Source organism: Nostoc foliaceum FACHB-393 (genome assembly GCF_014698505.1).
GTDB classification, from domain to species: Bacteria; Cyanobacteriota; Cyanobacteriia; order Cyanobacteriales; family Nostocaceae; genus Nostoc; species Nostoc foliaceum_A.
Genome location: NZ_JACJTD010000006.1, coordinates 188,405 through 209,082 on the forward strand (window position 1 = coordinate 188,405; position 20,678 = coordinate 209,082).

Annotated in this window: 20 protein-coding genes, 4 tRNA genes and 1 pseudogene; 11 read left to right on the forward strand and 14 right to left on the reverse strand. The window is 41.7% G+C overall.

Features of this window, described 5'->3' with window-relative positions; genetic code table 11:
* Positions 1-22 precede the first annotated feature (22 nt).
* Complete coding sequence (gene sir, locus H6G92_RS08115; protein WP_190892655.1) at positions 23-1,939, reverse strand: sulfite reductase, ferredoxin dependent; 1,917 nt, start codon at positions 1,937-1,939, stop codon at positions 23-25.
* 240 nt (positions 1,940-2,179) lie between these two features.
* Entirely contained in the window at positions 2,180-2,719 is a 540-nt protein-coding gene (locus H6G92_RS08120; protein WP_190892657.1) for a hypothetical protein, read from the reverse strand.
* Positions 2,720-3,112: 393 nt separating this feature from the next.
* Between H6G92_RS08120 and H6G92_RS08125 the strand changes: the two genes are divergently transcribed.
* A complete protein-coding gene (locus H6G92_RS08125) occupies positions 3,113-4,054 on the forward strand; it encodes an ADP-ribosylglycohydrolase family protein (protein WP_190892659.1) in 942 nt (313 codons plus the stop codon).
* A gap of 209 nt (positions 4,055-4,263) precedes the next feature.
* Here the strand turns inward: H6G92_RS08125 and cutA are convergent, their stop codons facing one another.
* The 5 genes from cutA to H6G92_RS40225 all read right to left on the reverse strand — a co-directional run bounded on the left by cutA (position 4,264) and on the right by H6G92_RS40225 (position 7,484).
* Positions 4,264-4,590: a divalent-cation tolerance protein CutA gene (gene cutA, locus H6G92_RS08130; RefSeq protein WP_190892661.1), complete on the reverse strand. Its 327-nt coding sequence runs from the start codon at positions 4,588-4,590 to the stop codon at positions 4,264-4,266.
* Positions 4,591-4,595: 5 nt separating this feature from the next.
* Positions 4,596-5,597 carry a transposase gene (locus H6G92_RS08135; RefSeq protein WP_190892663.1) on the reverse strand — a complete coding sequence of 334 codons (1,002 nt, stop codon included), beginning with the start codon at positions 5,595-5,597 and terminating at the stop codon, positions 4,596-4,598.
* A gap of 24 nt (positions 5,598-5,621) precedes the next feature.
* Positions 5,622-6,473: a hypothetical protein gene (locus H6G92_RS08140; RefSeq protein ID WP_190892665.1), complete on the reverse strand. Its 852-nt coding sequence runs from the start codon at positions 6,471-6,473 to the stop codon at positions 5,622-5,624.
* A 140-nt stretch (positions 6,474-6,613) separates the two neighbouring features.
* Positions 6,614-7,273, reverse strand: a complete 660-nt coding sequence (locus H6G92_RS08145) for an Npun_F0813 family protein (protein WP_190892674.1) — start codon at positions 7,271-7,273, stop codon at positions 6,614-6,616.
* 85 nt (positions 7,274-7,358) lie between these two features.
* Positions 7,359-7,484 (reverse strand): hypothetical protein, encoded by a 126-nt coding sequence (locus H6G92_RS40225; protein WP_277926728.1) that lies wholly within the window; start codon positions 7,482-7,484, stop codon positions 7,359-7,361.
* A 146-nt stretch (positions 7,485-7,630) separates the two neighbouring features.
* Here H6G92_RS40225 and H6G92_RS08150 point away from each other — a divergent pair.
* Both H6G92_RS08150 and H6G92_RS08155 read left to right on the forward strand, forming a co-directional pair.
* Positions 7,631-7,703 (forward strand) — tRNA-Arg (locus H6G92_RS08150).
* A gap of 69 nt (positions 7,704-7,772) precedes the next feature.
* Positions 7,773-8,430: pseudogene (locus H6G92_RS08155) on the forward strand (group I intron-associated PD-(D/E)XK endonuclease).
* A gap of 30 nt (positions 8,431-8,460) precedes the next feature.
* On the opposite strand, the gene H6G92_RS08160 reads toward H6G92_RS08155, so the two are convergent.
* The 4 genes from H6G92_RS08160 to H6G92_RS08175 all read right to left on the reverse strand — a co-directional run bounded on the left by H6G92_RS08160 (position 8,461) and on the right by H6G92_RS08175 (position 9,973).
* A tRNA-Thr gene (locus H6G92_RS08160) sits at positions 8,461-8,532 on the reverse strand.
* Positions 8,533-8,618: 86 nt separating this feature from the next.
* Positions 8,619-8,704: transfer RNA gene (locus H6G92_RS08165), tRNA-Tyr, on the reverse strand.
* A gap of 124 nt (positions 8,705-8,828) precedes the next feature.
* Positions 8,829-9,803, reverse strand: a complete 975-nt coding sequence (gene nadA, locus H6G92_RS08170; RefSeq protein ID WP_190892677.1) for a quinolinate synthase NadA — start codon at positions 9,801-9,803, stop codon at positions 8,829-8,831.
* Between the two features lie 14 nt (positions 9,804-9,817).
* Positions 9,818-9,973, reverse strand: coding sequence for a hypothetical protein (locus H6G92_RS08175; RefSeq protein ID WP_181927937.1), 156 nt, complete (start codon positions 9,971-9,973; stop codon positions 9,818-9,820).
* Between H6G92_RS08175 and H6G92_RS08180 the strand changes: the two genes are divergently transcribed.
* From H6G92_RS08180 to H6G92_RS08210, 7 genes are all read left to right on the forward strand, one after another.
* Positions 9,953-10,873, forward strand: coding sequence for a TIGR04168 family protein (locus H6G92_RS08180; RefSeq protein ID WP_190892679.1), 921 nt, complete (start codon positions 9,953-9,955; stop codon positions 10,871-10,873). The two genes, H6G92_RS08175 and H6G92_RS08180, sit on opposite strands and share 21 nt — an antisense overlap.
* 131 nt (positions 10,874-11,004) lie before the next feature.
* A tRNA-Ser gene (locus H6G92_RS08185) sits at positions 11,005-11,089 on the forward strand.
* A gap of 459 nt (positions 11,090-11,548) precedes the next feature.
* Positions 11,549-13,369 carry a DEAD/DEAH box helicase gene (locus H6G92_RS08190; protein WP_206758839.1) on the forward strand — a complete coding sequence of 607 codons (1,821 nt, stop codon included), beginning with the start codon at positions 11,549-11,551 and terminating at the stop codon, positions 13,367-13,369.
* The gene (locus H6G92_RS08195; RefSeq protein WP_190892684.1) at positions 13,336-14,109 is read left to right on the forward strand and encodes a hypothetical protein; all 774 of its coding nucleotides are present in this window, start codon (positions 13,336-13,338) and stop codon (positions 14,107-14,109) included. Before H6G92_RS08190 ends, H6G92_RS08195 begins: the two co-directional genes overlap by 34 nt.
* A gap of 201 nt (positions 14,110-14,310) precedes the next feature.
* Entirely contained in the window at positions 14,311-14,580 is a 270-nt protein-coding gene (locus H6G92_RS08200; RefSeq protein ID WP_099099929.1) for a hypothetical protein, read from the forward strand.
* Positions 14,577-15,038, forward strand: a complete 462-nt coding sequence (locus tag H6G92_RS08205) for a type II toxin-antitoxin system VapC family toxin (protein ID WP_190892686.1) — start codon at positions 14,577-14,579, stop codon at positions 15,036-15,038. Before H6G92_RS08200 ends, H6G92_RS08205 begins: the two co-directional genes overlap by 4 nt.
* Positions 15,039-15,219: 181 nt before the next feature.
* On the forward strand, positions 15,220-15,666 hold the full coding sequence (locus H6G92_RS08210) for an acyl-CoA thioesterase (protein WP_190892687.1): 447 nt from the start codon (positions 15,220-15,222) through the stop codon (positions 15,664-15,666).
* Here H6G92_RS08210 and H6G92_RS08215 read toward each other — a convergent pair.
* The 3 genes from H6G92_RS08215 to menA are packed head-to-tail and all read right to left on the reverse strand — an operon-like array spanning position 15,659 to position 18,946.
* On the reverse strand, positions 15,659-17,044 hold the full coding sequence (locus H6G92_RS08215) for a 2-succinylbenzoate--CoA ligase (RefSeq protein WP_190892688.1): 1,386 nt from the start codon (positions 17,042-17,044) through the stop codon (positions 15,659-15,661). The two genes, H6G92_RS08210 and H6G92_RS08215, sit on opposite strands and share 8 nt — an antisense overlap.
* Positions 17,029-18,033 (reverse strand): o-succinylbenzoate synthase, encoded by a 1,005-nt coding sequence (locus H6G92_RS08220; protein WP_190892689.1) that lies wholly within the window; start codon positions 18,031-18,033, stop codon positions 17,029-17,031. The genes H6G92_RS08215 and H6G92_RS08220 overlap by 16 nt, the downstream gene beginning before the upstream one ends.
* A 16-nt stretch (positions 18,034-18,049) precedes the next feature.
* Positions 18,050-18,946, reverse strand: coding sequence for a 2-carboxy-1,4-naphthoquinone phytyltransferase (menA, locus tag H6G92_RS08225; protein ID WP_190892690.1), 897 nt, complete (start codon positions 18,944-18,946; stop codon positions 18,050-18,052).
* A 311-nt stretch (positions 18,947-19,257) separates the two neighbouring features.
* On the opposite strand from menA, the gene H6G92_RS08230 reads away from it, so the two are divergent.
* A complete protein-coding gene (locus tag H6G92_RS08230) occupies positions 19,258-20,673 on the forward strand; it encodes an isochorismate synthase (protein ID WP_190892691.1) in 1,416 nt (471 codons plus the stop codon).
* The last annotated feature ends 5 nt before the right edge of the window (positions 20,674-20,678 follow it).

The window sequence follows — 20,678 nt, forward strand, 5'->3', positions numbered from 1 at the left end:
ATGGTTTGATTACTGATTCGGCTTACGAAAGATTCTGGAAGTAAGCTTCTAGCGCTTCAGTCACTAACTGAGTCATCGGCTTACCTTGGCTTTCTGCTACTTCCTTCAACTTGCTATAAACCTCTTCTTTCAAATTCACCCGATGGCGCGATTTATTTGCACCATTGGCTGTTTGGGGATCGTAGGTAGCAGCAAATTCGCGGATGGCATCAAAACCAACGCGATCGCAAAAATCACCAAAGCTTTCCTTGGATTTCCGAGATTTTTTAAAGTAAACAAAAATCGGCTCTAGGAAGGTGTCTAAATCATTATGGTGCAGTTTATCTATGTAAGGTTGTGCCAGTCGAGTCTGATTTGGCGAACCTCCTAACCATAATTGGTAAGATTCTGGAGCGCTACCGACAAAGCCCAATTCTGCTAAGTAAGGACGAGCGCAACCGTTGGGGCATCCTGTCATCCTTATCACAAAATGCTCATTTTGTAAACCAACTTTATCTAACAGAGCGCGAACCCGCTCTAAAATACCTGGTATTGCGCGTTCTGATTCCGTGATTGCCAAACCGCAAGTGGGCAAAGCCGGACAAGCCATTGCATAGCGCACTAAAGGTTCGATTTTACTAGGGTCGTCTCCTACACCGTGACGGCTGAGAATGTCTTGAATAGCTTGCTTGTTATCTGGTTCAATATCGTAAAAAATCAGGTTGTGGTTGGCTGTCAAACGGATGGACAAGTTGAACTGTTCGACAATTTCCCGCAAAGCGGTTTTCAGTTGAAACGAACCTTCATCCTTAACTCGACCATTGTCAATGGAAATTCCTAAGAATAGCTTGCCATCACCTTGTTCATTCCAGCCCAGGAAGTCGTAATATTTAAACTCTGGCAGTGGTTTGAAAGCTTCGAGTGGTTTACCAAAATATTCTTCAACTTGGGTGCGGAATTTATCTACGCCCCAATCGTTGATTAGATATTTTAATCTGGCATGACGACGATCGGTGCGATCGCCATAGTCTCTCTGGGTCGCAACAATCGCTTTCACTATGTCGTAAACGTCATCCTTCGCCACATAACCGATGGGGTCTGCTAACCTAGCGAAAGTTTCTTCTTTACCGTGGGTTCTACCTAAACCACCACCAGCAAAAATATTAAATCCTTCTAATTGCTTCTTCTTATTGGTAATTACTACCAACGTCAGGTCTTGGGAATACAAATCTATCGAATTATCTCCTGGCACCGTCACGCAAATTTTGAATTTGCGGGGCATATAGTGAGTGCCATAAATTGGTTCTTCGTTGTCATGAATAATTGTGCCATTCCCATTGCGCTGTCGGGCTGCCTTTACCTCTGGGTCTTCTTCAGCACTAATTGCTTTTTCCCCATCTAACCAAATTTCGTAATAAGCACCTGTTTGCGCTGTCAGCAAGTCAGCAATATTCTGGGCATACTCCCAAGCATACTGGTACTCTGGACGATTCTTAAAAGGGGCTGGTGGTGCCATCACGTTGCGGTTAATGTCGCCGCAAGCTCCCAAAGTTGAACCCAGGTTCTTGACAATGGTGGCAATTGCTGATTTAAGATTCTTCTTTAAAATTCCGTGCAGTTGGAAACCTTGACGGGTTGTTGCTCGTAGCGTGTGATTGCCATACTCATCAGCTATTTTATCTAAAGCCAGATACAGCTGCGGCGGTACTAAACCACCCGGATTTTTTGTCCGCAGCATAAACTGGTAATCTTTTTCCTGTCCCTTGGTGCGGTTGTCGCGGTTATCCTGCTGATAGGAACCATGATACTTCAAAAGCTGCACCGCACTTTCGGTAAAATGTGTAGTGTCTTGAAGAATTTCAGTTGCTACAGGTTCACGCAGAAAATTACTATTTTCCTTGATTCCTTCTACTTTGGAAGGCTTACGGCTAGCGATAGGGGAAGGAGCAGATTTAACCATTAGACTTGTATAGTATTCTCAATAAAGCATTACGTAGACGCCGAATCAGCACCCTTCGGCTACTTGATCCCCGGTAATCCGGCCGGAATAATGAGGAATATTTTAATTTTACCACGGCAAAAGCCGGCTTTGTCAGTGATGTAATACTTAACAAAACCAGCTTTTTGGAGTAGTGAGTTTTAAGTGCTGAGTCCTGAGTACTTAAGTAAAGTATAAACTGACTGAGGACTCAATAATCTTTTATTTGAAGCGATATCCAATACCGCCATTGATACTAACAGCAGGAGTATCGCTATTTTGGTAGGCACCAAGCCCGACTTTAGCATTAGTGTAGACAAGGAAGTTGTTAGCAACTTCCGATTCAACACCAGCACCTACCACTACTGAATCTTTGTTACCTATAGGAGTTGGTGAGCCATCTTTCTCTACAAAAGAATAACCACCAGTTAAATAGGCATTAGTTCTATTAGCGATGGGCACATCCACAGAAAGTTCTGGGATAATGGCACTTGTTTTATCACTCCAGAGGACATTACCGCGTGCAGAAAATGGCGTAGTTCCTAATTTCACACGACCTGTAACATTACCACCAAATGTGGCATCATCGTTGATACCTTGTCCGCCGCTGGTAACGCCAGCTGCAACACCAGCACCAACATAGCTAGCATCAGTACCCTTTTTAGTTTCAGCAGAAGCTTGACCAGCTGATAGGAAAAAAGGAGCAACTATTAAGGAAGACAATGCAGAAATTGTCATGAAAGACTTGAGTAAGCGTTTCATAATTTTTACCAAATTTTGTATTTTTTACTTGTATATTCCAAGTCGAAAATTGTATGAGAATGTTCCAAATGTTTCCCAGATTTTATTAAATGAATGTTGCTATTGATGCATAGCGCTTAGAGGCAAGCTATCCCTGAGAATAATAAATAAGCTGTTATAATTACATTCAATGTCTTTTCATCCGGGGTCTTTGTTCCAAAAATAGACGCTTTGAAAACTGGCACAATATTTGGAACTAAAACTAAGCCGGGATATGGTAAATAAAATACCCGATTAACAATTTTTGCCGAACTTTTCACAGAGGATGAAAAAGTAGGCTGTAGCATCTGTTGCAACAAGCTATAGAGCGAATCTATAAAGTTAATTTTGAGCAATTCTTGTGGAGATTGAATAATGCTAACCGCTGCAAAAACGTTGTCTGGTTTGATGGGTTTATGTGTCGGTGATGCGTTGGGTGTGCCGGTGGAGTTTACTAGCCGCGCTGAACGAGTAAAATCTCCAGTGACAACGATGTTAGGTTATGGCACATGGAATCAACCACCAGGAACTTGGTCAGATGACAGTTCCTTAAGCTTTTGCTTGGCAGAATGCCTTTGTCGGGGGTATTCGTTGGATGCCATAGCCAATTCCTTCTGGCGGTGGTACAAGGAGGCTTACTGGACTCCCCGTGGCGATGTCTTTGATATTGGTCAAACTACCCACACAGCAATTATGCGCCTGAAACAGGGAGTTGTTCCTCATCAGGCGGGTGGCAAGGTTGAAAATAGTAATGGCAATGGTTCGTTGATGAGAATCTTGCCGATGGCTTATTGTCACAGAAGCTTCACTTTAAGCGAATTGCTGGCACGGGTGCATGATGTTTCGGCGATTACTCATGCTCATGCGCGATCGCAGATGGCCTGTGGCATTTATATTAGTATTGCAGTGGCGCTCTTGGAAGGGGCTGACCTTCAAACAGCTTATTTACAAGGATTGCAAGACATCCAAACAATTTATTCTGTGCGGGAGTTTTTGTTAGAGAAGCCGCATTTTGGCAGAGTTTTCAGTGGTGAAATTGCCAAAGTACCAGTGGAAGAGATTAATTCTGGTGGCTATGTGATTGATACCTTAGAGTCATCCTTATGGTGCTTGTTAAATAGCTCATCTTATTCTGAAGCAGTGCTGAAAGCTGTCAACTTAGGCGGAGATACAGATACTACCGCTGCCGTCACCGGTGGGTTAGCGGGTATTTACTACGGCGTGGAAAATATTCCCAGACAATGGATGAACCAAATTGCCCGTAAACAGGACATTATCTACTTGGCAGAGCGTTTTGCAAGGGCTGTTTACGCTTAGGACAACATTTCATTAATTCTTTGCGTCCCTCTGTGCTTACCTTCGCGGTCCTATCCTGCGGGAAGGCGTTCGCGTAGCGTCTCGTAGAGAAGCGCCTATGCGTTTAAATTTCAACCCTCAATTCGCCACGATTTTACGCAAAGCTTTACTTAGAGTTATTAGTTGAGAGGAAAAAGTGAGGAGTTATGAAAATTCTAACTCCTCACTCTTTAACTTTTAACTTGCTGAGAAATCCACTGCAAGTAGGCTTGAGAACTGGCAACAATTGGTAAAGCAATAATTTCTGGCACTTCATAGGTGTGCAGTTCCTTAATTTTGGCTTCCATTGCCGGAAATTGTGCCAAATCAGTTTTAATCAATAATTGCCATTCTTGCTCTTTATGCAGTTCCCCTTGCCATCTGTAAATTGAGTGGATTGGTAACAGACTCACACAAGCAGCGAGTTTAGCTTCCACAAGGGCATTTGCAATTGTTTCTGCCTCCTGGATGTTGCCAGTTGTCACCAATACCACACCATAGCCAGCAGGTGTCTCCATGACCTCTAAACCGTCGCAGACAAAGAATATACCTGACCATCAATCAGCAGTCGTGTAATGCCCTTAGCTTGGAGATGAGTCCGAGCCTTATGGAGCATTTTACTATCGGGAACTTTAATCACGCGATCGCGCTTCGTAGAAAAACGCTTTGCAACGCGATGGTTATCAAACACTGGCAGAGTTCTTTGCTGGGTTTCCAGGCTGGGAATTTGCCCCAAGTCACCAAAGTCCTTGAGAGGTCGGGTAATTAATTCCGAAGAACGGTCAATCACCAAATAGCAAGTTTTCGGCAAATTGGCTATCGACAGAGGTAAAACTTGAACTGATGCTTCACCTGGTCTTCTTTTTGTGACTAACGGCCTTTGGTCATCCAGGTCATCGTCATCAAAATCTTCTTCCTCAAAGTCGTCATCTTCTAAATCATCATCTTCTAAATCGTCCAAATCATCCGATTCGTCTAGCAAATCTTCGCCCAGCATGTGCGCGATGACGGCCGCTCCTGGATGCTCATTCTTTAGCGGTGGGATAGGGATGCTAACGATTTCCGGCGGCTTTGGCTCTGGAGTTTCTAATTTCTCTGTGACTCGGAGTTTGGGTTTTTCCGCCGCCGAGGGGCGTCGCCGCACTCGTCTACTAGCAGCGAGTGACTCCGCCGTTTCCTCTGAGTAAAGTTGCTCCTCTACATGAATTACCCGACGTGGCTGCGGCTCAACCTTCGGCACTTCCACAGGGTGGCTCTCGATGGGTGGAACTTCTATCTCAAGCTCTGGTTGACTCAGCAGCGGTAATTGCTCGTAGCTTACCTGCGCCCTACCCTCAGGAGTTCTTGCAGCCCGCTTTAAGGAGACTAAGTATTCATACTCATCTTCTGGCAAAGTGCTTTTGAGCAGGCGACTAATTGTCGAATTACTCACACCATAGCGGTCTGCCAAAGTTGAGGTTGTTTCGGCAGTCTCTCGATATAACTTAAGAATTTCTTGCTTGTCAGAGTCTGTTAGTTTTCTCACGGTAGATACCAAAAATCTTTATTACTAAGCTCGTTTTCGTCCGCTGGTACGCCGCGTTCGTCTTAGTGATGCGTCATATTCTAAGACAGCGCCCAGTCCAAATAACACTCCACTAAACACCCAAAACACTTCTAATATCTCCCCACTTTGATAATTGGGGTCTTGGGCGTATTTAAACCACATATCTGCAATGTAGAGCGAAAATGCCGCCGCTGCAATCATTCGCCAAGACTGGGAAACTCTTCCCCCCCAAAAGGCTAATAGCAGAGTGGTAGCAATAATTAACAAAACCACATCGCTAACTACGTAAAACCAATTCAAAATAGCGACTAGCAGTTCTGAGGGTGTTCCCTGTTGCATAGAAATCCACCATGCTAACAAACTACCGAACATTGCAATTGCTAACACAATGAGCCACTGCCATTTTTCCAGATTGATTCGCCTGGAAGCCACAGCTAAAATCATGCCTGCGCCAAGTAATAGATAACTAAGTACAAAAAATATATCGCCTAAAGACACATCCGGTTCATCTTTTAAAATTATTTCGGTATAGCCGAAAATTATCCCCCCAACGAAATAGGAAAGCATACCTAAGCCAATTAAGAGCCAAACATTTCGGCCACTGACGATTTGCGGACTTAGCCAGTTCCTCAAGCATAAGATACTGGCACCCAAATAAGCTAAAGCTTCAAAAATATTTGTGCCAATCACATACCACTCGGCCCGGCTTTCTATGCCATCTGCTCCGGGAACTTTGGCACTAAACAACAAAAAGTATAGCAGTGCCAGTACGGCCCAGCCAATATTAGCTAAGACAATGTTCTGAGTGGTGAAAATTGATTTAGAAAGGAACGAATTCTCGTAAGAGTTATTCATAGGGCTTGACTATGTAGATGCACTCTGGCAGTATTTTGAGTTAAAGGACTGTATGTCTAGCAGTGTGTCTACTAGGTAATACACAATCGGACACCAAAAGCAAGTGCCAGTGGCAGGAACTTTGTTAAAGAATTTCCATGCTACTGCCATAGTTTACCTAGTGGCGATTGATTTAGCCAAGCGAAAAATAGCGAGCGCTCGGCTTCTGGCATATCTTCTAGCTTATAAATCACTTGTTTGGTAAAATTAGCGTTGCCAAAATACGCCTTTCCTAATCGATGCAGTTCTTGTAATAAGATAACTACATGATTTTCTTGCCAATCAGGTATTTTGGCTGTCGGTAACGGATTAGTAGATACCAAATATTTCACTGCTTCTAAGGAAGATGCTTGAGGAAATTGCTTCTGCTTTAACACTTCCGCAATATCTTTTTCAAATAATGCAGCTTGCCGAGCACCCAAAAAATCTTCAATGTCGATAGAAACACCTTGCAACAGCAAAATACTGGCTTGGACTAAAATCGCCGTTTTGCCATGACCACCTGTGTCACTATCCAGTTGCTCTAAACGGATTTTACCCCAGACGCTAAAGCGTTCCGGTTCCTCCAATAAAACACAGGCTTTACCCCGATTATCCGTTAATTCTCTCCATAAGGCTCTAGCTTCTTCCTCTTGACTAGCTTTGAAAACACTAATCAAGCGAAAAGTCTGCCCTTGATAATTGAGAATCGGCACCTGCTGATCCTTTTTTGGGTGCTGAATGCTTGATATTTCAACATCCTGCCGTTTGAGAATAAACATGGCACTAGCAAATAACTCCTCACAGGGGCACTCTTAATATGGAATATATAATGGCATTTGGCAGCATCGCCAAGGCTGAAATTACCTAGCATACTGTGGAAATGAGCCTAGCGATCGCCAGATACTTCCCGAAGGTAGCCGCCCAGAGGGCGTTGGCATTAACAGGCAAATAACCCCTTGACAACTCAATATATCTAAACCAGTACCCCATCTGTTTCGTTTTCGGTGTAGATTGACTAACTAGCGACTAGCATCTTAGCCTTGCTAGTAGTAAATCTGCAATTTTTGATTGCTTCTTGGTAGGTGAAGACGATATAATAGTGTAGATGACTCCTTCGGGAGCCATTATTTTGTTTTGGGCGCGTAGCTCAGTGGATAGAGCAATTGCCTTCTAAGCAATCGGTCGCAGGTTCGAACCCTGCCGCGCTCGTTTTAACTCAATATAAACCCTCAAGCGGTGTGAAATGATATGATGATTTTCACCTTTGAGGGTTAGTTGTTGCTGCATCATACCAAGAACAAGGGCGATATTGCTGCTACGAAAGCGATCGCGGATCTAACGCTTAAAGGATATTTGATTCTCACGCCAGTTGTTTGTGAGCATTTACCTTTTGATTTTGTTGCCTAACAAAGACGATAAATTTTACAAAATCCAAGCTAAATACGCGGGAGATAATAGAGTAGTCAATAAAACTATTTGGGTAGATAAAAATGGGACTCATCAGAAGAAGTACAAAGTAAATGACTTTGACTTTTATGCTGTTTATCTGCCTGACATAGATAAAGTTGTTTATCCATCAATTAACTTTAAGGGTTGCTACATAACTACCCAGATACCTAATTCACCTACACCCTTTTACTGGTGGGAGGATTTTACAGACTTTACTGAAGCAGCGTCTAAGCGAACCTACAAAGAGTTTGGCGTTGATTTAACAACTAGAAAGGTTAACCCACACTCTAGAATTCATACCAGGAAAGTTGAAAGACCATCAAAAGAAGAACTAGAAAAATTGGTCTGGGAAAGGCCAACCGCACAAATTGGGAGAGATTTTGGCGTGTCTGATAAGGCTGTAGAAAAGTGGTGTAAGGCTTATGGTTTAGAAAAGCCACCTAGAGGCTATTGGGTTAAGAAAGCTCATGAAAAAATAGAAACTTAATGCTTCTCTTTCGTTTATTTTAATTTAAAAAGCCCGTGACGAGGATTGAACTCGTGACCTCACCCTTACCAAGGGTGTGCTCTACCACTGAGCCACACGGGCAAAATATGATTTCTATTTTTCAGCTAGAAGTTAAATGCTGGGAGTTTTGATGCTTACCCAGACATTATAACTTATAACTTCGTAAGTGGTGGGCCGGGCTGGATTTGAACCAGCGTAGGCGCTAGCCAACGGATTTACAGTCCGTCTCCATTAACCACTCGGACACCGACCCGATTTGTCTCACGATTTAAAATCTTAGCACCATGTTTTATAAATTGCAAGTGGTTAGAAAAAATAACTTGCAGGTAGAGATCGCAACAAAACTGCGTCTCTACCTTATGGATCAAAAATACTGGTTACACGCTCATCTCCAGCATTCGTTGCATTGGTCGCAGTGCAGCCAGCCGAATATCCTCTGACATGGTAATTTCGGGAGTACGATTTTTCATTGCCCAGTAAAGCTTTTCTAGCGTGTTTAACCGCATAAACGGACATTCGTTGCAAGCACAATTATTCATCGGCGGTGCAGGAATAAAATGCTTGTCAGGAGCTAGTTTTTGCATTTGGTGAATGATTCCCGGCTCCGTAGCAACGATAAATTCTTTTGTAGGGCTGTTTTGACAATACTTGAGTAAAGCGGCTGTGGAGCCAATAAAACTGGCGTGGCGCAATACACTACTTTCACATTCTGGATGTGCGATCGCCTCTGCTTCGGGATGGGCAATTTTTAACTGGACAATTTTCTTTTCCGAGAAGGTTTCATGGACAACACAGCTACCTTGCCATAGCACCAAATCTCGTCCAGTTTGTTCCATGACATACCGCCCCAAATTCCGATCTGGGGCAAAAATAATCGGCTGTTCCTTCGGTATCTGCTGCACAATTTTCACAGCGTTGGAACTGGTGCAAATAATATCACTCATCGCCTTGATATCAGCAGAGCAGTTGATGTAAGACACCACCAAATGATCTGGATGCGCTGCTTTAAAAGCTGCAAACGCCTCTGGTGGACAACTATCTGCTAAAGAACAACCAGCATTCAAATCTGGTAAAAGTACTAATTTATCGGGATTCAGTATCTTTGCTGTTTCTGCCATGAAGTGAACACCAGCAAAGACGATCACATCCGCATTGGTTTTTTCGGCGGCTCTTGCTAGTTGTAATGAATCCCCAATAAAGTCTGCAATATCTTGAATATCTGGCTCTTGATAATAATGCGCCAGGATAACTGCGTTGAGTTCTTTTTTGAGACTCTCAATGGCGGCAAATAAATCTAGTGGTAGTTCACCCGGTTGGGTTTTTTCTCGTTGAGCTAGTGCAGTAGTAAACACAGTTTAGGGGTGCTTTAAATTGCAAATTTATGTCCTGTGGAATCAATTATAGTAGTTTTTACCAAAAATAGTGGACGGTTGATATTTTGGGGTTGTGTCCAAATCCGGCTGAGTTTCATATCCTGGAGATAGACGGCAAGGAAAGTGGCATGACCAGTCAGAAAACTCAATCGATAACCCTCAAAATTGCTGTAATTGGAGATGTTCACGACCAATGGGAAGTGGAAGATGGTATTGCACTCAAGCATCTGGGTGTTGACTTAGCGCTGTTTGTCGGGGATTTTGGCAATGAATCGGTGGAAGTGGTCAGAGCGATCGCATCTCTCGATATTCCCAAAGCAGCCGTAATGGGCAACCACGATGCCTGGTACACCGCCACCGAATGGGGACGCAAAAAGGCTCCTTATGACCGCTCTAAGGAAGACTGGGTACAGGAACAACTCGATTTATTAGGCCCGTCCCATGTTGGTTACGGTAAGTTGGATTTTCCCGCTTGGAATTTAACTGTAGTGGGGGGTCGTCCCTTTACTTGGGGTGGCCCAGAGTGGAAATTCGCGGAAATCTGTAAAGAACGTTACGGTGTGACGAGTTTGGAAGAATCCGCCGATCTCATCTTCAAAGCAGTTAAAAGCGCCGCTTACGAGACAATTATATTTTTGGGTCACAATGGCCCTAGTGGGTTAGGCGATCGCCCCGAAGACCCCTGCGGCAAAGACTGGCATCCAATTGGCGGCGACTTTGGCGATCCAGATTTGGGCGAGGCGATTTCTCAAGCCTTGACTGCTGGTAAAACCATTCCTCTGGTGACATTTGGTCACATGCACCGAGATTTACGCCATACCAAAAAGGTGCAGCGCAAACCCATCTTTAGAAGTCCAGAGGGGACAATTTACTTAAATGCGGCTAGTGTCCCCAGGATTGTGGAAAATGACGGCGAGAAGCTGCGTAATTTTTCCATTGTCACCCTAGAGGCGGGTGTGGTTTCACAAGTTTCCCTAGTTTGGGTGGGGAATGACTTCCAGGTGGCTGAGGAGGAAATTTTGTATGAGCGATCGCGGATTGTGTCGTAGACATTCGCATCCAGTAGTGCAATCTGCGTAGATAATAAGGTATAGTATGATCTGTCAAGTTTAGTGCTAACCAACAAAAGCGCCTGAATAGCGTCTGAAACTAGGATAAACACAAGTTTGACAGATTTACTGGAGAGGTGGCAGAGTGGTCGATTGCGTCCGACTTGAAATCGGATGAGGCTAAAACCTCCGGGAGTTCGAATCTCCCCCTCTCCGTTTTAGGAATTAAATCTAGATTATTCCTTGTTCAGTAAGATGTGAAATATTGATTGCACAGTAAACATACTGAGCAATATTCTGCTAAATTAACAGCTAGTTGGTAATCGTCCCCTAAATTGGACTTTCTAGAAGTAACTGGCTCAGAATAGAAACATTTGCAGAACGTTTGTACTATTATAGCCTATATAAGTTAACTACTGGAGGAATTTGTAGATGGTAAAAGATAGTCGTTTCCTCCGGTCGAAACGACTACGCGCCAGCCTCTGGTATGCGGCTGATGGAAAGTGTCAACTGTGCGGGTGCGATATGCCTTCAAATTGGCATGCAGATCATATTGTTCGGTGGGCAGAAACTCACCGAACAAATGTTCATGAAATGCAGGGATTATGTCCTCAATGCCATTACATAAAAACCGCACAAGAGAATAGAAAAATGACAACTGCCAAGCAACTCGACTTGTTTTCAGAACCTTCCCATCAGCAGCTAAATCTAAGCCAGCAACTAAATCTAAGAAAACATCAAGCCGAGTTTCTAGAAATATGTAAACTTATCAAGGCAAAACAGCCTATCAAAAAAATTCTCATGTTGGTTACGCCAGGGGGTGGTAAAAGCTTAATTCCAGTAATTGGTGCCGCGCAACTAATTTCAAATAAGCCTGTTCAGGGAGGCTTTCATGGAACTATCGCTGATGCAATATGTTGGATAGTCCCAAGACGAAATTTACAAAGGCAAGGAGAAGAAAATTTTGACGATGCTTTTTTTAAACAACACTTAGGGCATCAACACAGAGTGATGGCTAATAATAACGAGCCTAACCCATGCAAGGGAATGTCAGGCTATGTAGCTACCTACCAAGCAATAGCAGCTAACCCCGATCTTCATGCTCAAGAGTTTCGACGCAAGCGCTACATCCTCGTGTTGGATGAGTTTCATCATGTTGAAGAGGGGGGAATTTGGCATCGTGTCTTACAACCATTAGTAGATGAAGCAGTTTTGCTAATTCTCGTAACAGGAACCCATGTGCGTGGAGATCGTAAGCAAATTGCTTTTATGCCATACAAACAAACTCCTGCTGGTCTTACTCCTAATCTGTCTAGCAATGAACATACAACAGTTCTTCGATATACACGCAGTCAAGCTCTTAGAGAACGTGCTATAGTTCCTCTTCATTTTGAGTGGGGAGATGGAGAGGCTGAGTGGATTGATGAAACAGGACAGAAATGTTCAGTAGAAAGTTTTGCAGAAGCTGGAGATTATAGAAGCATAGCACTTCAAACAGCGCTTAGTACAGGATATGCTCGTCAGTTATTAAAAAACTGTGTTGATAATTGGAAACAATATAAAATAAATAACCTTCGCTCAAAGTTACTTGTACTTGCACCATCAATTTCAACAGCTAACCAATATCTCGACTGGTTGAAAGAGCTAGGAATTAATACAGCTGTTAAAGCAACAAGTGATGAATCAAAAGAAGCACAATCTGCAATTAAAAAATTCAAGAAAGACTATCAACCAAGAGATGCAAAAGCAGTTGATGTTTTAGTAACAGTGGCAATGGCATACGAAGGGCTTGATGTTCCAGCTATTACCCACGTTGCTTGCTTAACTCATATAAGAAGTGTACCTTGGCTGGAACAATCATGGGCAAGAGCGGCTAGAGTTGACAGAAAAGCAGGAGACTTAAAAAATTTCGGATTAATTTTTATTCCCGATGATCAGTTAGCTCGTCAGTGCGTAGAGACAATTATTACAGAGCAAGAGGTTGTTTTAAAAGAAAAAGAGCAAAACGAAATCAAAAATTCTGGTGCTGGCAATGGCAGCAATGAAGAAAATAGGAATTTGCAACGCAATTATTCCATTATTCCATTAACTTCAAGCTTGACCCGCTTAAGTGCATCTGACTTAAGTACTGGAGAATCTGTTGATTATTTAGAGACAGAAATAATTCAATCCACTGCACAGTTATTTGGAATTAGTAGTAGCACAATTAATTTAAAACATTTTATAGAGACTTATAATTTGCGGTTAATACAGAAGGATTTTGACAATATAGAAAGTACTCCACAAGAATCTTTAACTGTCAGTGAAGAAATAGATATTATGCGGGACAACATTGAGAAATATGGCCGCAGCTATGCAAGGAAAAATAAACTAGACTTTAAAACTATAAATGGGGAGATTGTCAAATATTTTGGCAAGTCTCGTAAAGCAATGACACTTGAGGAATTAGGACGGGTGTGGGCATGGCTACAAAACAACTATCCAATGACCGATTAAAGGCTCACATAGAAACTTTAGGAAATGCTGGAGATTTAAACGCACTACCTGGTTCACGACCTTGGGCAATTGCTGTCAAATTAGAGATGCAAGCAGTTATACATGACGCTGTATTTAATGCTCAACAGTTAAAAGCATGGCGTGACTTGATGAAGGAATACGATGGTTATCAGCAATTAGTTGATGAACATGGGAAGCCTTTCAAAAGCTATGAGGAATTATGCAAAGCACAGCCGCCTTTTGGTTTGGGTTGTGAACCATTAGATATTGACAAACTTATTAGCGAATTAGAATTATCTGATGAAAAAACTTTTGAGCTAGAAAAATTACCACTCAAGCAAGGAGGAAATCCAAAAGGGTATTTACAAAGGTTTTCTCAGGTAGTTCAAGCTTGTCCAGATAATCAGCCACTCAATGCAGGGAAAATTAGTGAAGTATTACAACTTGCACTCAAAAATGCACATGTCTGGCGTCAACGGTGGCACAAGCTGGGTTGGATTGAAGCATTACCAGGTAACAAACCTGGTTATTATTATCAAATCACAGAAGAGGGACGCAGAGTGGCTAAACACTGGCTAGAAGAAGTACCATCTGCTACTTTCAGGGGCGGATTATGGCTTAATATACCTCGTCATAACTCTAAGAAAGCAGCAGAGGAGCTAATTCAAGCTTTAGACTCTGAGCAATTACGAGAACTTTACAGTCTGATTGGCAAATCACTCGATCAGGATTCGCACTGATAGTTATGTTTAGTTACTAACGTTGTACGAGTGTTATCTTTTAGGATTTCAAGATACATAGCTAATTATAGAAATCTCAGAAGCCAAGTTATCTAAGATGTATAGCAATTTGTTAAAGGGTAACTCAGACTATAGGCGATCTCCTCAAACTCTCATCATGCTACCATTACCAATAAATAAATTCTTTTGGGAGTTCAATCAATGGCTACCCTTAATACGCTAAACATACCAGATGAGTTGTACGAACAACTGCAAGAGTTAGCTAAAGCTGAAAATAGCTCAGTTGATGCTCAAGTTATTACAATATTGCAGAACGCTTTGCAGAAGACAAAAACACAGTTAACTGAGGACGAAAGACGAAAAAATGTCCCAAAACTCTTAGAGGAAATTCGCCTTCGTCGTGAGAGTCGCCAGACTGATGTGGAATGGCCTGATAGTACTGCGTTAATCAGAGAAGACCGAGACAGATGACTATCCCTCTCAGGTGTGTTGTAGACGCAAGTGTAGCTATTAAGCAATTTATACCAGACGATCCACTAACTCCAAAAGTTAATCAACTGTTTGCTCATCTTGTCAATCCCCAAACTGCGATCTTTGTCCCAGACCTGTTTTACATTGAGTGTGGCAACATCATTTGGAAGTATGTCCGCGCCAGACTTTATGCTGTTGATGATGTGCCAGCAGATTTAGCAACTCTCAAAAACTTCCCTTTACGTGTTGTCTCCACGGCTGATTTGATGGCGGATGCTGTTGCGATCGCATTAAATTATGGAATTTCCGCCTACGATGGCTCTTATGTTGCACTTTCACAGCAGGTAGGTGCTACTTTGCTGACCCTCGACGGTAAGCTGGTCAAGGCTTTAGCCACTTCGTCTTACAATGTTTCCTCGTTTAATGACTTTGAGGTTCCGGCGTTGGAGTCAATGTAGAAGCGATCGCCTTTCCTCACCATATATTCAACCCCAAAGCATTGGATGAGGCTAAACAAATCGATACATAACTCAGAATTGGGGAAATTAAATTTTGATCGCCGACTTATCTTAGTTGCAATAAAATTAGTTTGTAAAGCAGGGTATAAACCTGCTGTTTTTTAATATTCAATTGTCAAAAATGCCTTTTACTTATAACCGCACGGTTCGCTTTCAAGATACTGATGCTGCTGGGGTAGTTTATTTTGCTAATGTTTTGGGTATTTGCCATGAAGCTTATGAAGAATCTTTAGAAGCATCAAGTATTAATCTCAAAGATTTTTTTACTAATCCTTCTGTAGCTTTTCCCATTGTTCATGCTAGTGTCGATTTTTTGCGCCCTATGTTTGGTGGGGACAAGTTACTGATTAGCTTAATTCCCCAAAAAATAGGTGTTGAGAAGTTTGAAATTACTTATGAAATTACTGTGGGTGAAGTGATAGTTGCTAAGGCTATTACTCGTCATGTTTGTATTGATGTGAGTAGTAGAAGTAAGCAGGAATTACCTGATGAGATAGTTCAGTGGTTGGAGACGAACCGCAGAGACGCAGAGGACGCAGAGAGAAGAAGGTCGAGAGAGATTATGTGATGGAATTTTGGAGGAATTCTGTGGCTATTTGTTGTAGCTGTTGGCGGTTAATTTTACCTTGGGAGTTGCGGGGTAAGTTTTGCTGGGGAATCCAATATTTAGGGATTTTAAATTTGCTGAGTTTGTCTTTGAGTAGTGTTTGGATTTTTAAGGCAGAGATATCTGATTTTTTGGGAATGTAAATCGCTGTTAAAGCTTGTCCCCAGTGTTTATCGGGAATGCCGATAACACAAATATCGGCAACCATTTGAGTGGCTTGTATAGCTGATTCAATCTCTGCTGGGTAAATATTTTCGCCACCTGTAATAATTTTGTCACTGTTACGTCCGACAATATTTAAATGACCTTGTTCGTCTAAAAAACCTAAATCATCTACTTGGAAATCAGTTTGGTTTTCTCTAGTTTGAGGATAGTAACCAAGGGCTAAAGATTGAGCATAAATGATGATATTTCCGATTTGATTGGAATTTAAAATTTCGCATTGCTGATTGCGAATACTTACTTTGGCATGGGGAAGAATTTGACCACTGCTAATTTTACCACTGAGAAAATCGTCTGGTTTGAGGGTGGCAATTTGAGAGGCAGTTTCTGTCATACCATAAGTAGGCGCTAACCGGATGCGGTGAAATCTGGCTTTTTCTAGTAGTTCGTTCCATGCTGGCGCACCTCCTAAAAGTACAGTATTAAATTGGGATAGCCATTCAGTTAATTCTGGATTTTGCAGAAGGCGTTGTAACTGTGTTGGTACTAAAGATGTGAAAAATTCTGATTGTTTAATATTGAATATTTGACCGGATTCTACTGCTTTAAATGGTTGAATAGCTAGTTTACCTGCGGTGGTGAAAGAACGCATAAATTGCATTAAACCGCTAACGTGATATAGCGGTAACACGCAAAATGAATTGACTTGTTTGATTTGAAAGTATTCTGTAAATCCTTGTACCGATGCTATGAGAGTGTCCCAAGTGTGAATGGCAAATTTAATTTGTCCTGATGAACCACCTGTGGGAATCATAATGCTATTGGAAATTAAGCATTGGCTATTATTATGCCCATTCCCCATGCCCCATTCCCCATTCCCCATTCCCAAAATAATATCTGGCTGTACTAAATCAAAGACTTGTTGCCATTCTTGTGTTCCCCAATCGGGGTTACAAAGAAAAACTGGACAATTAGCTGCACAAGCAGCAATAAAACTTGCTAAAAATCGTAATGGTTCGCGTTCGGCTAAGATGATTTTTGGTGGTGTTCTACACGCTGATATTTGTGTTAGTTCTAAATATAATTCTTGAGCTATTTGATTAAATTGACGGCTGTTATAACCGATAAACCAATCATTTTGAGCCAGGTTATTAAGATAGTCTAAAGGTCGTTCCATAAAGATTGAAACCACGTTTCTTCTTGTTCAAAAAAATGGTCGATGCCAAAACCAATTGCCCTCTTATTTCGGGATAATTCGGCTGCTAGTTGGAGTGCTGCAAGTCTAGCGATCGCAGTTTCAAATACTGATGAAAATACAGTATCAATTTGATGCTGGTGGCAAAACTTTCTCAGACGAGATGGCGATCCGACTATCCCAGGCTTGATCACAAAAATCCCTCGCCAACCTTGTTGATGACAGGCGGCGAGTTGTCCAAGTGTGGCGACAGATTCATCTAAAGCGATCGCAGTTTCATAACTCGTACTCAATTCCAACATCTGCTGAAATTGCTCAACGGGTAGCGGTTGTTCGATAAATTCAATTTCTATGGGTACTTCTGGATTTGCCTTGAGATTGTCGCAAGTCCGCAGCCATAAGTTAGCTTCTTCATAGCTGAGTCCACCGTTGGCATCTAATCGCAGTTTGGTAAAGGCTGGTAAGGTTTGTATCAGTGATTCAAAAATTTCTAGTTCATTAGCGATCGCATAGACACCAATTTTCCACTTAAACGTGCGATATCCCTGCTTCCACAACGTTTCCCATTGATTTAAAGCCGCTTCCCCGGCTGGTAATAAGGCACTGTAAAAGAGTGAATTAGGAATTAGGAGTGAGGAGTTAGGAGTTATAAAATTATCTCCTTCATCTCCCACACTCCCCATCTCACAAGCTGACTCAAAGCCAAATTGACAAGCAGGTAACTCATCTGGGATGGAGAAAATTATCTCATCTGTGATTTCTTCCGGGAGTTGGCGACAAAAATCTAAGGCTTGTTCTAGGGTTTCGGAACCGAACCAGCTAATGGGGGCAATTTCTCCCCAGCCAACTTTACCTGATTCATCGGTAAGGCGAAGGATAATACCTTCACGAGTATCCCACTTACCATGATTGGTGGTAAGCGATCGCAAAAACTTTCGCTGATATGGACGAAATTTAAATTGATAACGCATCAATAATTAGTAATTGCTAAAGCATAAATCCCAGTCCAAACAGCAAGCAAGCCCAGAAATGCACGGCTACAGCGATGAATTTACAGTTACTAACTTTGTCCGGCTGGTTGTGATTTTCTTGGACGTGGCGACATAATTTGACAGCGAAGGGTAAACTTACCCAACTCAGTAATGTCCAAGCTGGAGAAATCTCCAATAGCACAAACAGCAAGGTGAGAGGATAAATGCTAGCAGTAAACCAAACTAGGAGTTGGGCCCCTTTTGCTGTTCCTAGACGGACGATAGGCGATCGCTTCCCTGCGGCTATGTCATCTTTAACTTGGTGAAAATGTGAGCAAAATAAAATTAAAGTTGTGGCAATCCCGACAATCACTGAGGCTGCTAAACTTGTCATTGACCAAGTTTGGGTTTGGCTATAGTATGCTGCTTCCACTGCTAAGGGGCCAAAGGCAAAAAAGCAAAGAATCTCGCCTAAACCCTGATATCCTAAGCGAAAGGGAGGCCCTTGGTACATATAGCCCAGACCGCAGCACAGCAGTATTATGGCGATAACAGTTAGGTCATGTTGCCAAAATGCGATCGCTAGTATGCCCAGCAACCCCAAACTTAAACACAAATTTCCTAACCAAAATATTAATAGCTTATTGCCTGTTAAGTTCACCAAAGAATGATGCTTGTTTTGATCAATCCCTGTTTCGGAATCAAAGACATCATTACTGATATTTTCCCAGGCAAGAATTAAGATTGCAGCAGCTACAAAAGTAGAAAATACTGCACCATTAAAAATTTTAGTTTCGGCAAATGCTACTGCTGTTCCTACCCAAATGGGCATAATGGCAACGCTGTACATTGGCGGTTTAATCGCTGCCATCCATAACTTAGTGTTGGGATATAAAATCTGCTTGGTAGTCATCAGTCGTGATTAATTAAATTGCCGGAATATTACTCACACTTGAGATTTTATAATTTAAAGAGACGCTAGATATTCATTAGCTAAAAACAACTGTCACTTTTACTGTGGCTCGTTAACCTTGTGTTGTTAACACTCCACCCTCGCTTACGTTGCAGCCCAAGGCTGGAAATGGCTTGTCAGGGTCTAGGAACACCACAAACAAGGCAAATCCTACGCTGGTGAAATGACAACTTAATATGTTACCTGTAGAAATACGACCACGATTAATTACACTTTAGGAAGTTAACTTAAAAAAAATTTACTATAGATCCATGACAGTTTCACCATGTCGTAGCAACCTCTTTGTAGAGCACAAAGATTTATATCAATTTTTGGTAGCAGTGCAAGAAAAGTGCGTCAAAAATAATTGCAGGCAAATTGTCAGTATCTCTCAGGAGATCGATTTAGTTGACCCTTTACTTGTATTGGATAAACTTACACAAGCAAATGAAATAAATTTTTACTTTGAGGATAAAGGTAAAGGAGAAGCGATCGCAGCAATTGATTCTGTAGCAAAATTACAGATTGATGGTGCAGATCGTTTTACTCAAGCTGAACATTTTATCAAATCTTGTCTAAAAAATATAATTAATTTTGGTAACACTAATCAACCTTTTTCTGGGCCTCACTTTTTTTGTTATTTCAGCTTTTTTGATAAAAATGCCCAGGTAGATTATCCATTTCCATCAGCTACCATCTTTCTTCCACGTTGGCAAGTAGCTGTGAAAAATCAGCGTTGTATATTAGTAACAAATATAATTATCAATGAAGATGCAAATATTCAAAGATTGTTGGAAAATTTGCAACATAAAATTGATTTTATCCAATCTTTAGAATATTATTCTCCTAATATTGATTATTTTCAGGCAAACTTCTACAAAAAATCTGTCACGAATGCTACTCAGTTTAAACGTTCAGTAGCATCTGTTTTGGAAAAAATTCGGTCTAGTCATTTAAGTAAAATTGTCTTAGCAGATATATTAGATGTCAAGTCAAGCAACCACTTTGACTTAGTTAAATCCTTAAATAATCTTAGGCATATACATCCTAATTGTTATATTTTTTCTACAAGTAATGGCAAAGGTCAAAACTTTATTGGTGCAAGTCCAGAAAGATTAATTAGTATTAATAATCAACAGTTAATCACTGATGCTTTGGCTGGTTCTGCACCACGAGGTAAAACCCCTGCTGAAGATGCAGCTAATGCTAATCGCTTACTCAATAGTGAAAAAGAAAAGCACGAACATTCGCTAGTACTTGATTTCATTACACAACGCCTATGTCAACTAGGTTTGTTACCCCAAATATTAGCACCAAGGCTGCGACAATTATCTAATATCCAGCATTTATGGACACCAATAAGTGCTATGGTTCCCGCTAATATACACCCATTAAAGATTGTTGGACAATTGCATCCTACACCAGCCGTTGCGGGTGCATCACGAGATGTGGCCTGTGCAGAAATTCGGCGTTATGAAAACTTTGAAAGGGGTTTATATGCTGCGCCTCTGGGTTGGATAGACTCTGAGGGAAACTGCGAGTTTATTGTGGGAATTCGTTCAGCATTGATTGATGGCGATCGCGCGAGATTGTATGCTGGTGCTGGTATCGTAGCTGGTTCTGATCCTGATAAGGAGTTTGCAGAGGTGCAACTGAAACTTCAGGCTTTACTGAAAGCGTTAGTTTAAAGAGA